Source organism: Calyptranema fuscum S582 (assembly GCF_055793305.1).
Window position 1 is genome coordinate 208,336 of record NZ_JBSLYH010000001.1, and the last position, 13,527, is coordinate 221,862.

Sequence of the window (13,527 nt, forward strand, 5' to 3'; positions counted from 1 at the left end):
AAGTTTTGCTCGGGTGTATGGCTGAATCCTAGTCATCTAAACAGGCGATCGCGTCACTCTTTTGATATAAAGCGGCTTGCTACGAGGAAATCAGCCTTTCGTGTCCGCCCTTAGACTGAGGATTTTGGTGTTGATTTTGAGCAAAGTGAAACTGATAAGCGCCGTGTCTTATAGCGGTACGCATCAGGGTTAGAACAGGGTGCAGGGGTGAAATCCCTGCATGGGGTCACTGCCCCTACCCCCTAATCTCCTAACGGGATTGCGTAGAGCCATAATCTCTAACAGTTGCTTGAAGCGAAATACAGATTATAAAAATGTTGCAGGAAGCTATCATGCCCGATACGACTGAAACTACTGAACTAAACGATAATCTCGACTCTACTATTCATCTGTTACAACAAGATCTGGCATCGGTTGATCTGGCTGTAGCCCTTGTCTTTATTGAGCGATGGGAGAAACAACTTCACGAAACCGATATTTTTAATGACTTGAGTGAATTGAAACAAGCGCTCTTAAATGGCAGTACGGCTAAGATGACAAAAATTTTGAGTCGATTGGGCGAAGAAACCTTAGCAATGGCAGCTTCTATGGATGGTGCATCAGGGGCAGCACAGGCGACTGTAGAAGATGATGAATCAGAAGCAGTCATTGCTAAGGTCGAACAGATTGGAACATTGTTATCTCAATCTGGCGACGATGACGGTGAGCCGCTCCCGAATTAAAAAATAGGGCTATGCGCTCAAAATCAGGATGGTAGTAGCTCAAAAAAGCGGCACTCTGTGCCGCTTTTTTTAAGCTATTACTCGTTTTAGGATCACAAATTAATTAAAACCTGGAAGTTTATTTTTGGAAGCGCGGCTCCGCCGCGCTTCCAAAAATAAATCTTCGGTTTTATTAAATCCACGACCTTTAAGTCTGCTTTATCTTATGGGTTTGGAGTACAGGGTAAAATAACCGTGAAGGTTGTTCCTGCACCCAGCTCACTACTGACCGTAATGTGTCCTTGATGCAAGTCTACACACCGCTTAACTATCGCCAGTCCTAATCCTGTCCCCTGGATCAATGTCGTATTGGAGGCTCGAAAAAATGATTCAAATAGATGGATCTGTTCTGACGTGGGGATGCCAATGCCCTGATCTTGTATCTGAAAAATAACCGTGTAGCCGTCTGTACTGTGGCTGTAGGTAAAATGGATTTTTCCACCGTCAGGTGAATACTTGATGGCATTATTTAATAAGTTTGAAAGAATTAAGTGTAGAAGATTTTCATCCATCCATGATTCATGGTTGTCTTCAGGACGGGTGAATATGATTTCATGAGAGTCTGAAAGATTGAGTGAGCATTCTTCTATAAGGTGCTGACATACTTGCTTTAGATTGATTAGAGACGGAGTAAAATGTAATCGTTCTGCTTCAACCCGTCCCATCATTAAAATATCTTCCATCAACTGATTCATTTGCTGAACAGAGGTTTTAATTTTGTATATATAGGACTTCATCTTTTCGTCAAATAGTCTTGCTCCGTAGAGATCGAGAAGCTCGGCAGCTGTGCGGATCACGGCTAAGGGGTTGCGAAATTCGTGAGATACGGTTGAGACAAACTGGGATTTGAGTTGATTGAGTTCTTTTTCTTTTTCTAAAGCCTTTTGCAATAGTTCACTGCGACGATACGCACTCATATCCCAAAACACCACCACTACTCCGCCTATTCCTTCTGTGTGTCGATGTAGAGGAGAAGCGCTATCGCCAATGGGAATGCGATCGCCATTCCGCTTGACTAAAGCCGTAAACTCTTGCAGAAACGCGACTTCCTGAGTTCTTAAAACTTGCGTGACGGGATGCTCGATTGGCAGATCGGTAACTTCATCTACTAAATTCAAGACGGTCACGGCATCTTTGCCAAATGCCTCCGTTTCTCGCCAACCCGTTAGGATCTCTGCGGCTGGATTCATAAAGGTGATTAAGCCCTGTTCATCGGTGGCGATGACGGCATCATTCATGGAACGCAGTAGTGTTGCCAGATAAGCACGGTTGCTGCGAAGTTCTTGCTCGACGTGATGTTTAAATAGCGCTAACTCAACGGCAACACGCAGTTCTCCAGGGCTGAAGGGTTTGACAATATACCCCAACGGTAAGACATTTTTTGCCCGTTGTAGGGTGTCTTCGTCGGCATAGGCTGTTAAAAACACAACTGGAATATCGTGTTGACTACAAATCTCGCTGGCAGCCGAGATGCCATCCATTTCACCCTTTAAAACGACATCCATGAGCACGAGGTCAGGGTGAGTGGTGTTGGCTTTGTTGACGGCAGCTGATCCAGACGATGCTGTACCGACCACCGTATATCCCAACTGGGTCAGTTGATTGGCAATTGTACGGGCGACGATTACTTCATCTTCAACTACTAAGATTTTGGCTTGAACCATTGAAGCACCAGGGTTAGACCAGATTATGTGTTTTTGTAAAGCCATAGAAAGCAACATTCAATTCGTTTGAATGCCCTGAATTAGATAATGGGGAGAGCAAGGGGGTATTGCCTCTCAAAAATACTGTATTTCAAAGATCATTAGCAGCGCTAATCCATTTATTGTTCCCCAATGAGTCGGTTAGTCAGCAGGGGTGCCTGGGGAAACTGAATTCTGAAGGTTGTCCCACTATCGCGCTCCACCATTAAATTGCCCTCTAGCTGCTCGATGACTAAGTCATGCACCAGCGATAGCCCTAGAGATTGGGTGTACTCCCAGTCTATGGTCTCTGGTAGACCAATGCCATTGTCTCGAATGGTCAGCTCAATCTGCTGATCTGAAGAGGTCTGCAAATGAATTTGAATGCTGCCTGTGCGATCGCCTGGAAACGCATGTTTAAGGGCATTAGAAACGATTTCATTAACAAGAAGCCCGCAGGGAATGGCTTGGTCAATGTTGAGTAACACCGAGGCAATGTCTATATCGAGGGTGACGTGCCCCGGAGAAATTTGGTACGAGGCTAACAGATTACTGGCAAGACTGGGAATATAGTCTGCCAGGTCAATTTCTCCAAAATCGGAAGAGGCATACAGCTTTTTATGAATCAATGACATTGATTCAATGCGATATTGGCTGTCTTGCAGAATCGTTATGGTATCGGCGTCTGTCACGCTTTGAGACTGGAGTTGTAATAGTCCAGAGATAATTTGTAAATTGTTCTTTACCCGATGGTGAATCTCTTTCAACAAAACTTCTCGTTCGGCAAGGCTTTGTCGGAGTCGATCTTCGGCACGACTGCGATCGCTAATCTCTTGCTGCAATCGGCGGTTATTGGTTTCCAGGGTTTGAGAGTAGGTTTCTAATTGTTCATACAATCGGGCATTTTCCAATGCGATCGCCGCCTGAGCGGTCAATACTTGTAAAATAGTTGCTCGCTCAAGGGTAAAGGCGTTGGTGGTGAGGTTGTTTTCTAAATAGAGAATGCCGATCAGTTTGCCATGCCCCTGAATGGGGGTACATAAGATGGACTTGGGCTGCTGAGACTGGAGATAGCGATCGCTGATAAATTTCGAGTCTTGGGTAGCGTCTTCTAAAATGACTGTTTCCTGCTTGCGTGCCACATATTGGATCAGCGAAATCGGCAATTGCTCACTGGCTTCTAACAAAATTGATTGCTGGACGACGATTGCTCCTGAGTTAACATTGACAGTTGCTTCAATCCGGAGTTGCTGGTTCGATTCCAGTAAAAGGCTGCCTGTCTGTGCGCCTGCGTTTTGCATCAGCAAGACCATCAGTTGTGTTAACAGCTTTTCTAGATTGAGTTCACCGGATAACACCTGTGAAGCTTTGATCACAGTTGCCAGATCCAGGATTTCAGAATCGCTGCTGTTGGTTGTCGTTAGAGACACGGCTGGATTTGTAGCGATCGCCTTCAGCCCACTGGTTTGCTGAAACATTTGAGGATAGCGTTCTGCCAAAGCATTTACTTTGGCAGTGGCACCCCACTTTAAATAGCAATATTGGGCTTCTTGTAAGTAGGCTTTGGCGATGATATCCTTACCTTGCTCCAGGTAAAATAAAGCTGTGCGTTCGTGGGCTAGTGCTTTTTCGTGGATATAATCGTGTTCTTTAGCCAGATCAATTGCTCGATCGTAGTGGGTAATCGCATCTGCCGGTTTTCCCAGTACGCGATGCCGTTCTGCTTCGATTAAGTGCCAGCGATGTAGGTTGTTCATGGGTGCGTGGTCTGCCCAATGCCTTATCTTATCCTGATTTTCTGCGACCCGTTGCAGAATAGCGGATTGTTCTGGGGAACTGACGGTTGGATATTTCATCAACCGTGCTAGAGAATCATAAAAGTGGAAAATCGGGAAAACAGCGTTCGACCGCCCACCTTCGGGGTAGCAATTTGCCTGGTCAGCATTTTCCACGGCTTGATCCGCATCCTGGAAATAACAGCTGAGCAATAGCTTATTGAAATATAGATAAAATAAACCTTTATGATGATTTGCCTGATGCAACAGTGGCAATTCTTTTGATTCGTCATAGGCTTTACCGATCAGTAGCACGGGATTGGGCACAGGCTGCGTGAGATTTAAAATCGTTTGTTGATAAACTTGCAAGGCATTGCTATTGGTCGATTCTTTCAGTTGCATTAATGTTTCTATGTAGCCCGTAATCTTTCGTTCTACTTCTGCTAGAGGCATTCCTACAAAAAAGCAATGGTCGCAATGGTGCAAAATACTATACCCAGCAAATTCAATATCGCCCGACTCAATACCCAGTTGATACGCTTCTTGTAACGGTTGAATTGTTTCTTTGAGGTGAATCTTGCAAAATCGAACGGAGCAATTTGCCATAAACAAGGTTTTACAACGGAGCAAGGGGTTTTGAGATTGCTCTAATAATTGCAGCCCTAATTCAACAAACTGGTAGCTTTGATCTAAATCGAACACCACACAGCTCAAGATGTTGGCGTAGGCAGCGTAAGCAAAAGCTGATAGCTCGTGGTTGCCATAGCGAACTGATAAATTCACCATTTTCAAGATCAGCAGGGGAAAGAGAGGAGGGGCTGCTTGATAAGATGGTGCAAGTAGGTGTGTCAGAATGCGGAGACTCAAGGTCGCGATCGCATCTGTCATCGGTGGTAGATGAATTAAGTCCTGATTTTTTTTGTCAGCCAAAATCGCCGCTGTTTCTGTAAATGCTGATTGGATCTCTGTGGGAGTTGGAGATGCAGGTAGTGTTACCCCCAGTTGTTCCAGACTATGCAGTCCAACTTGCAAAGCTGCCAAAAACTGCATCTGAGAGCCATACGCTTGAATCTTGACTTCGTAGATTTTTACTTTGTCTATAAGGGTTTGGGCATGGTTTAAGACAACATCTGCAAAGTGTTCTGTCTGCGCTAGATCACCATTGAGATAAGCAACCTCTGCCGCTAGGCTATAAAGCGTTAACGTTAGATCGTACTGAGTTGTCCAGGAATCTTGAGTTAACAACGTCAGAGCAGCACTTAAGTACTTCATGGCGGCGGCATAGGCAGCAGATGCTTTTGCCTTTTGCCCGGCTAACAGGTTCAGCCGTATTAACTCTTCTTGTTCTCTGGGTTGAGTAATGCATTCCATGCCTAAGTTCAACTGATTGACGATGTCAAAAATCCGTTGTTCTCGTTGTTCTAACGATGTGTATTGCAGGATTTGCTGTCCGATTTGCCAGTGGATCGCAGGTCGTTCGATTTCGGACGTGAGGGAATAGGCCGCTTGTTGAATGCGATCGTGGCTAAATTTATATTCCATTCGCAATGCATCACCGGGTTGGGGAATGCCTAACTCAATTCGCTTATAGCTCTCGTTTAATGGTGTAACCAACCCGATATTGACGGCTTCTGTGAGGAGTGCGATCGCTACCTTTGCATCTGCTGCTGACAGCACACCGACTGAATATAGAACAACGGTCAATGTTTGCAGGTCAAACTGGTTGCCAATGCAAGCCGCACAGCGTAAACCATCCTGAGAGGCAGGTTGTAAGCGTTGGATTTTGGTGACGAGCAACTCCACCACATTATCTGTAATGTTACGCTGCTGAATTTTAGTAATGGACCAGTCCCACTGGTTGTGTTGGTAGTCAAATTGCAAAAGTTGTTCGATATAGAGCGCTCTTAAAAATTCATTAACGAAGAAGGGATTGCCATCTGTTTTGGCTAACACTAAGTCTGCAAGGGTTGATACTTCAGACGTAGAGCGATCGAGTGTATCTGCCAACAAGTTTCTCACATCATTCATTTGCAGTGGTAATAGAGCGATCGCTTGAATTGTGATTCCTTGTTTTTGTATTTCTTCGATGGTTTGCATTAAGGGATGAGTCGTTCCCACTTCATTATCTCGATAAGCACCAATCAAAAGCAGAAAGGGGATGGCAGTAGTGATCAACACCTGCATGAGTTGCAAGGATGCTATATCGATCCATTGCACGTCATCTAGAAAGATAACTAAAGGATGCTCTTGTCGGGTTAAGACCTGAACAAACTGTTGAAATACTCGATTAAACCGATTTCTGGCTTCTGTGGGGGGTAGTTCGATAACAGGAGCCTGTTCTCCCAGAATCAGCTTGAGGTCAGGGATCACTTCGATGATTACCTGCGCATTGGGTTCTAGAGCTGTTAATAGTTTTGTCCGCCACTGATTTAGCTCTGCTTCTGGCTCTGTCAGGAGTTGTTCGACTAGTGACGTGAACGCACTAACTACGGCTGAGTAAGGGATATTGCGCTGATATTGGTCAAACTTTCCAGAAATAAAGTAACCCCGTTGTTGGGTAATGGGGGTGTAGATTTCTTGCACTAAGGAGGTTTTGCCTACCCCAGAATAACCCGAAATGAGTATGAATTGGCAGTTTGGTGGTTGACTGTCGAGGAGTGTGGCTCGGGGGCTTGATGGATGAGGTTCAATTTGTCTTTCAACAATTTTTTCAAATACCGTCAATAAGGTTTTAACCTCTTGCTCTCTACCATAAAGCTTTTGGGGAATTTGGAAGCTATCTGAACTATCATGCTGTGCCAGAGGAAAGGTTGAAAAGTGGGTTGTGGTTTGCAGTTGGGTCAGGCAGGTTTCTAAATCAACCTGGATGCCTCGACAACTTTGATAGCGATCTTCTGCGGTTTTAGCCAGCAGTTTCATAACAATATCTGAAATAGGCTTTGGGATCGCTGGAGTGTAGTCACTGGGAGGAATTGGCTGTTTTGCCAAATGACAATGTACTAGCTCTAAAGCATCGTCTGTTGTAAATGGCAACTGATGAGTTAACAATTCGTATAGTGTTATTCCCAAAGAATAGAAGTCTGTGCGGTAATCGATTGAGCGATTCATCCGTCCAGTCTGTTCGGGCGACATATAGGGGAGGGTGCCCTCTAAAACATTGGGATTGCGTAAAGTAGGTGTCTCGCGGCTGATACGGCTGGCAATGCCAAAGTCAATCAGCTTCAGTTGCCTGGTAGTTGGATTCCAGACGATATTGGCTGGGTTAATGTCTTTGTGAATGACTTGATTTTGGTGGACGTGTCCTAAACTCTCGGTGATCTGGATACCCAGGGTTAAGACTTCTTTTAAGGTCAGCGATCGCTTGGCTAACCAATGTTTTAAGGACTCTGCCCCAAAATCTTCTAGAAACATGACCAGGGTATTTTGATAGGCTTCTATCCCATAGACCTGGATCACCCCTTTTAGATTCAGCGATCGCGTGATCTCATATTCTTGTCGGTACCGAGTTAATTCATCGGGGGTTGGATAATTTTGCTTAAGAAGTTTAAAAATTAGGGGTTGTAAGTCTAGTTCCCGGATACCTCGGTAAACGAGAGAATTTGCACTTTCGTAAATGTTTGAGGTGATACGGTAGCCGGGGAGAGATAGCATAGGTCGTTGACCTTAAAGAAGCACTATATTCCTTAAGATTAGATCACTGCTACGGATCGTGAATTTAATAAATGTGGGAGTCCTAAAAAAGTAACGATTTTTTGTTGCGCAGGCGACGCCTGCGCAACAAAAAATCGTTACTTGAGAGCTCATCTAGAAGGTTAATTTGCCCGTCTGTAGAGCGCGCAAAATCAACTCTTCCAGTGGCTCACACAATGAACCAGATCTGGTATCCAGGATGAGACTTGGAATCGGATAGGATTATTTGCTGCTTGAAACTTGATCTTTGAAGAGTTTACCTGCGGAAAAAGCAGGAACCTTCGTTGCTGGGATCTTTAGTGTCTCGCCCGTTTTGGGATTGCGCCCCTCACGGGCAGCCCGATCTCTCACCTCAAAGGTGCCAAACCCAACCAATGTAACCTTTTCACCAGATGCCAAAGTATCCATAATGGTTTCGACCATGGCACTGACGATCGCATCTGCCTCTTTTTTGGTGACCGACGCACGCTCTGCGATCGCATCGACCAATTCTCCTTTATTCATAAATGCCTCAGACGATATAAATGACATCGTCATGCATTGTAGTGCAACAGAATCTAATTGGAACAGCGAATTGCTGCGGCGATGGCATTTATGAAGAGATTGTTTACAATTCTGGTTGCAGCAATATGTCAATGACGGCTACGACCGACTGCCCCACCAGGTTCAGGTGACTGCTAAACCGAACGCTGCCTTGAACGTGCAAATGGATGAATTGTGGTCATGATTGTTTGCGATACAAGGGTTGGATCATACGCCTATCGCGATCAAGAGTCTGGCGTTGCAGGTGCAGAAACTTCTTGGGAGGGTTGTGGTTCAGGAACAGACGGTTGGGCAGACGGTATTGGCTCTGCAACAGGTTCAGGGACAGACGGTTGGGCGGACGGTATTGGTTCTGCAACAGGTTCAGGATCAGATCTGGGTTGCTCCACGTTAACTGTGTGGGGAGGACGCGATTCTGTAGTTGGGGTGACTGAAGGTTGCGGGGTAATGGATGCGTCTGGGGTTGGAGATGGTTCTGGATGGGTTGATGGCTCAATGGTGGGGGACGGTTGTGATGCTGGAGGTTGCCCAACAATGGGGGACGGTTGTGATGCTGGAGTTTGATTCGTTGCCGTTGTCGGGGTGGGCGTTTCAAGACCAGGCTCAGGATCAGAAACCGTGATGCTGCGGCGATCGCCCCTTTCTCTTACACGCCTTGCTGCCTCTGAGTTGGGCTGGACAAAATCAATGTCGATTGGATAGCTTTCGCCTACTCTGGTATTACTTAAGCGAACCCGTCGTCGGGCTTGTTCTAGTGCGGCGTGATCGAGGGCAGCATTGCCACTGGAGCGAGACAACATCACTGATACAACTCGTCCCTGGCTGTCGGTTTCAACCATGACTTGAGCGGTTCCTTCTGCACCATCAGCAGCGTCTGGATAATCAAAATCACAGTCACTACAAGTGATTTCACGCGATCGGCTCCCTGGTCTGAGGCGATCGCCATTCCCTGTTCTATTTCCCGTATCGGCTCCTGTTTCATTGCCTTCACCTGAGCCATTACCCGGATCAGAACCATTACCTGAGCCAGATCCAATGGCTGTAGTTGAGCCGCGATCGCTGCCTCCAAATAATCTATTTCCAGCCGAGTTACCAGCCGAGTTACCAGCCGAGTTACCTGTGCTAGACGATCCGGGTTGTCCATTGTCGTCACTGTTTGTCGCAGGTTGTCTGGTCTGGTCGCGGGTTCGTCGCAGATCTTCCAATAGATCGCTTAGATTCCGTGGCTCTGTTGCTTCAGCAACGTCTTCGTTGGATCCAGCGAATGGACGTTCAGCAAGATCGTCTTCAATCGATTCTTCTGCATCTTCAGCGATCGGGATGAAAGTCGGTTCGGGGTCTGGCTCGTCAGCAATTGGTTCGTCTACAGGTGGTTCAGCTGCGGAGTTTTGAGGGGCAGCAGGGGCGTCTACAATGGTTGCGGCTTCTGGCTCTCCTGAGCTATTACCAGACGCTTCACTTCCTGAGCGATCAGATTCAGAGGAACTTTCTTCTGGCGGAATAACCTCTGTCAACTCCTCTTCTAATGGTTCTGTCACAACGATCGTGATCTCCTCCGGTTCTGCTCGATCTGCCTTCCAGAGGTTGTTTACGTTCAAGAACAGTCCACTTCCGTGCAGAGCGAATGATCCTGCAAGGCTATAGGTAATAAAGCGTTTGAGGATTTTCTCTTGCTGTTCGCGTTGTTGAGCAACGGTATTGGAGAATGTCATGTTCCGCACCGCAGATTGTTATTGAGAATACTTCTGACTAATTTGCCCATCCTAAAATTCAAGTGTCCTGCTGTCAACACATTGACTCCTGGTGACGTAGTGTTTTTTTGATAATTCCAAAACCCAAGTCTTACAACGCTTCTGGGATCAACACAACAAACGAGTTTTATTCAATGATGGATAAATGAAGTAAAAGAGTGGATTTTAAGATGAGAGGGGGTTGACATCATTCTCCCAAAGAAATACTCTCTTTTTGAGAAGAGTTATCAATAATGAATTCGAGTTTACCTTGCTGATCGGTGGGGTAACTCTACCGTCCTGGATACTGCAATGCTAATTATCGAACTGTTTTTAGCAGGTGGGATTGTCATGTTTCCCCTCCTGGGGTTCTCGATTGTGGCGATCGCCCTGATTAGTGAACGTCTTGTTTTTTGGTTTCGGATAAACCGTCGCCAGCGGCGAGTAGCGCGAGATGTGCTACGAATTTATCAACAGGATTTTGATGCCGCATTGTTGAAGCTTAAGCAGCATGGTGATCTACCCATTGCGCGCATTTTTTTAGAAGCATTGGAAGTAGACCATTTTCCGCCCCACGCGTTTCGCCTCACCTTAGAAGGCGCAACACAAGCAGAACTGCCAATGCTGCGACGATTTAATTCTCTATTTGATTTGATTATCACCGCTGCCCCGTTGTTAGGGTTGTTGGGAACGGTTTTGGGGCTAATTCAATCCTTTGCTGCCATCGATTTAGCAGGTGGGAACAGCGAAAGTGCTCTACAGGTGACAGGGGGCATTAGTGAGGCGCTAGTGTCTACCGCAGCAGGATTGGTTGTGGCGTTATTTGCCCTATTTTTTGCCAGTTTATTTCGAGGATTTTATCGGCGACAGGTTGCTGCAATTCAAGAGTTTGGTAGCCAGCTTGAAGTCCTGCATCTGAGCCGCTATGAAGGGTTTAGCTCCACATCAAAAGTGATGAGTGAAACACTATGAATATTCCTGAAGAACCGGATGATCTGCCTTACATCAACATTGTGCCGATGATTGATGTGGTTTTTGCCATCCTGACATTCTTTATCATGTCATCGTTGTTTTTAAGTCGTTCCGAAGGGCTACCTGTCAATCTACCGCAAGCACAAACGGCTCAATCCCAGCAACAAAGCAAGATTACAGTCACCGTGGATGAACAGGGAAATGTGTTTCTCGATCGCCAACCCATTCCCGTAGAAGATTTGGCAGAACGAGTCAAACCGTTGATTGGAAATCAAGACCGCTTAGTCGTGATCAATGCGGATGAGAAAGTTGAATATCAGCAGGTAATTGCCGTCATGGATCAGCTGCGATCGGTGGATGGGGTGACGTTGGGCATGTCAACTCGTCGTCCATAGTGATAGTGGAAAGGTGATGAGTAGAACGCATAGTTTGAAACTCGTTGGTTTAGGGATTGGCGTTTTGTTGCTGATGGTGTGTCTAATTACCAGCATGACGTTAGGTGCAGCCGATATTGATGTAGAAACAGTTTGGCGATCGCTCACAGCGTTTGATGGGTCTGCCAATCACCTGATCATCACAACCGTGCGGTTGCCCAGAGTTTTGATTGCCTTAGTGGTCGGAGCTACTTTAGCGGTTGCCGGATCGCTGATGCAAGGGCTAACCCGCAATGCACTGGCAGATCCAAGCATTCTAGGAATCACATCTGGGGCTGCATTAGCCGTAGTGGTAAGTACATTTTTTTTCGGTACTATGCCGATTCAGGGATTGACCTGGGTAGCATTTGCAGGAGGCGCGATCGCGGCGATCGCGGTTTACCTACTGAGTTCACTTGGGCGTAGTGGCATCACTCCTCTAAAACTAGTTCTAGCAGGCTCAGTTCTCACCTATCTCCTGTCTGCTCTAACCATGGGAATTCTCATCCTCAGCCAACGCACGTTAGATGACATTCGCTTTTGGTTGGCGGGTTCTGTTGCAGGACGGAATTTGAATGTCTTGCTACCTGTTCTCCCCTATGTCGGAATTGGGCTAATCGTGGCATTTAGCATGGGCAAGCAAATCACAGCATTAACACTGGGTGAAGACGTTGCTCAGGGGTTAGGATTGCGAACCGGATGGGTAAAGGCGATCGCCTCTGCTGTCGTCATTCTATTGGCAGGAAGTGCCGTTGCCCTGGCAGGACCGATTGGATTTGTTGGATTAGTAGTACCGCACATCGTTCGGTTTGGAGTTGGGGTCGATTATCGGTGGATCTTTCCCTATGCGGCGATTTTGGGAGCCATTTTGGTATCACTGGCAGATTTAGCGGCGCGTTTGGTAATCAAACCGCAAGAGCTACCTGTAGGAATCATGATGGCGCTTGTGGGTGCTCCATTTTTCGTTTACTTGGCGCGATCGCAGGTGAAACAGTAACCCTCGTCCAGGCAAGATTAACGTTCTTGTCCGTTGGGTAAGGATTTCAAGTTGCCGGATTAACGTTCGGCTCTCTATTGCTTTAGGAAAAACGCTTTTATACAAGGAATGATACATGTCTGACATTACAAATGCACTTTGGTTGAATGTGAGTCCTTCTCTAAAAGGATTTGATCGCCCACTTCTCAAAAATCTTGCTCAGCATACACAAATTGCACAGTGGGAATATTCTCAAGCTCTAGATGAACCTAATTCATTAGATACGGCACTGGTATTGTTACATGATTATTTGAAACATCGCGATCGCCCCACTCACTTGCTTGGACATAGCACAGGTGGATTGTTGGGACTGCTCTATGCCCGTCAACATCCAGAACGGGTGCGATCGCTGACTCTATTTTCAGTTGGGGTGAATCCTGCGGTTGATTGGCAGGCACACTATTATGTTCAACGTCGCATCCTTCCCTGTGATCAACAAACCATTTTGCGGCAGATGGTTTATGGTTTGTTAGGTTGCCCTCCTAAAGATACAACCGAGAAGTTAGTCAAGCTTCTAGAACACGATCTCTATCAATCTCTTTCGCCCCATAATTTGGTGCGATCGATGAGCTTACTGCCCATTTCAGTTCAAGTCCCGCTCTTAGTTTGCGGTAGTGTCGATGATGTGGTGATTGATCCAAATCAGCTTCGAGATTGGCAGCAACATTTCCATCATTCCAGCTCACGCCTTTGGGTTTGTCCGGGTGGACGTTACTTCTTTCATTACTTTTACTCACAACAGGTGTGTGAGCAGATTGTGCAATTTTGGAACTCTATGCCATCATCCCAGCATTCATTGATGCACCAACCTCTCGCACCCACTCTTTTATCGAATGGTGTAGCTCACAATTGATGCAATTTTACAGCGCTTCACGCTTGGATGTAGTTGGATTTCTTGCTGTGTGCCGCGCTCCGCGCGGCACAC

Annotated in this window: 9 protein-coding genes; 5 read left to right on the forward strand and 4 right to left on the reverse strand. The window is 46.2% G+C overall.

All coding sequences use genetic code 11. The features are described 5' to 3' along the window. The first annotated feature begins 314 nt into the window (after positions 1-314). Positions 315-722, forward strand: coding sequence for a hypothetical protein (locus ACR6Z4_RS00735; protein WP_479715289.1), 408 nt, complete (start codon positions 315-317; stop codon positions 720-722). Between the two features lie 203 nt (positions 723-925). Here the strand turns inward: ACR6Z4_RS00735 and ACR6Z4_RS00740 are convergent, their stop codons facing one another. The 4 genes from ACR6Z4_RS00740 to ACR6Z4_RS00755 form a co-directional block, all read right to left on the reverse strand. Beyond that, positions 926-2,425: a hybrid sensor histidine kinase/response regulator gene (locus tag ACR6Z4_RS00740; protein WP_479715290.1), complete on the reverse strand. Its 1,500-nt coding sequence runs from the start codon at positions 2,423-2,425 to the stop codon at positions 926-928. A 158-nt stretch (positions 2,426-2,583) separates the two neighbouring features. Then, positions 2,584-7,869, reverse strand: a complete 5,286-nt coding sequence (locus ACR6Z4_RS00745) for an AAA family ATPase (RefSeq protein WP_479715291.1) — start codon at positions 7,867-7,869, stop codon at positions 2,584-2,586. A 261-nt stretch (positions 7,870-8,130) separates the two neighbouring features. Next, entirely contained in the window at positions 8,131-8,412 is a 282-nt protein-coding gene (locus ACR6Z4_RS00750) for an HU family DNA-binding protein (protein WP_479715438.1), read from the reverse strand. A 263-nt stretch (positions 8,413-8,675) separates the two neighbouring features. Beyond that, positions 8,676-10,163, reverse strand: coding sequence for an energy transducer TonB (locus ACR6Z4_RS00755; protein ID WP_479715292.1), 1,488 nt, complete (start codon positions 10,161-10,163; stop codon positions 8,676-8,678). Between the two features lie 330 nt (positions 10,164-10,493). Between ACR6Z4_RS00755 and ACR6Z4_RS00760 the strand changes: the two genes are divergently transcribed. From ACR6Z4_RS00760 to ACR6Z4_RS00775, 4 genes are all read left to right on the forward strand, one after another. Beyond that, complete coding sequence (locus ACR6Z4_RS00760; protein ID WP_479715293.1) at positions 10,494-11,153, forward strand: MotA/TolQ/ExbB proton channel family protein; 660 nt, start codon at positions 10,494-10,496, stop codon at positions 11,151-11,153. Next, positions 11,150-11,548: an ExbD/TolR family protein gene (locus ACR6Z4_RS00765; protein ID WP_479715294.1), complete on the forward strand. Its 399-nt coding sequence runs from the start codon at positions 11,150-11,152 to the stop codon at positions 11,546-11,548. Before ACR6Z4_RS00760 ends, ACR6Z4_RS00765 begins: the two co-directional genes overlap by 4 nt. Before the next feature lie 16 nt (positions 11,549-11,564). Continuing rightward, positions 11,565-12,563, forward strand: a complete 999-nt coding sequence (locus ACR6Z4_RS00770; RefSeq protein ID WP_479715295.1) for a FecCD family ABC transporter permease — start codon at positions 11,565-11,567, stop codon at positions 12,561-12,563. Positions 12,564-12,678: 115 nt separating this feature from the next. Then, the gene (locus tag ACR6Z4_RS00775) at positions 12,679-13,455 is read left to right on the forward strand and encodes an alpha/beta fold hydrolase (RefSeq protein ID WP_479715296.1); all 777 of its coding nucleotides are present in this window, start codon (positions 12,679-12,681) and stop codon (positions 13,453-13,455) included. Positions 13,456-13,527: the final 72 nt, after the last annotated feature.

Coding starts and splice junctions, on each gene's coding strand:
- ACR6Z4_RS00735 (WP_479715289.1), top strand. CDS start 315: ATGTTGCAGGAAGCTATCATGCCCGATACGACTGAAACTACTGAACTA.
- ACR6Z4_RS00740 (WP_479715290.1), bottom strand. CDS start 2,425: ATGGTTCAAGCCAAAATCTTAGTAGTTGAAGATGAAGTAATCGTCGCC.
- ACR6Z4_RS00745 (WP_479715291.1), bottom strand. CDS start 7,869: ATGCTATCTCTCCCCGGCTACCGTATCACCTCAAACATTTACGAAAGT.
- ACR6Z4_RS00750 (WP_479715438.1), bottom strand. CDS start 8,412: ATGAATAAAGGAGAATTGGTCGATGCGATCGCAGAGCGTGCGTCGGTC.
- ACR6Z4_RS00755 (WP_479715292.1), bottom strand. CDS start 10,163: ATGACATTCTCCAATACCGTTGCTCAACAACGCGAACAGCAAGAGAAA.
- ACR6Z4_RS00760 (WP_479715293.1), top strand. CDS start 10,494: ATGCTAATTATCGAACTGTTTTTAGCAGGTGGGATTGTCATGTTTCCC.
- ACR6Z4_RS00765 (WP_479715294.1), top strand. CDS start 11,150: ATGAATATTCCTGAAGAACCGGATGATCTGCCTTACATCAACATTGTG.
- ACR6Z4_RS00770 (WP_479715295.1), top strand. CDS start 11,565: ATGAGTAGAACGCATAGTTTGAAACTCGTTGGTTTAGGGATTGGCGTT.
- ACR6Z4_RS00775 (WP_479715296.1), top strand. CDS start 12,679: ATGTCTGACATTACAAATGCACTTTGGTTGAATGTGAGTCCTTCTCTA.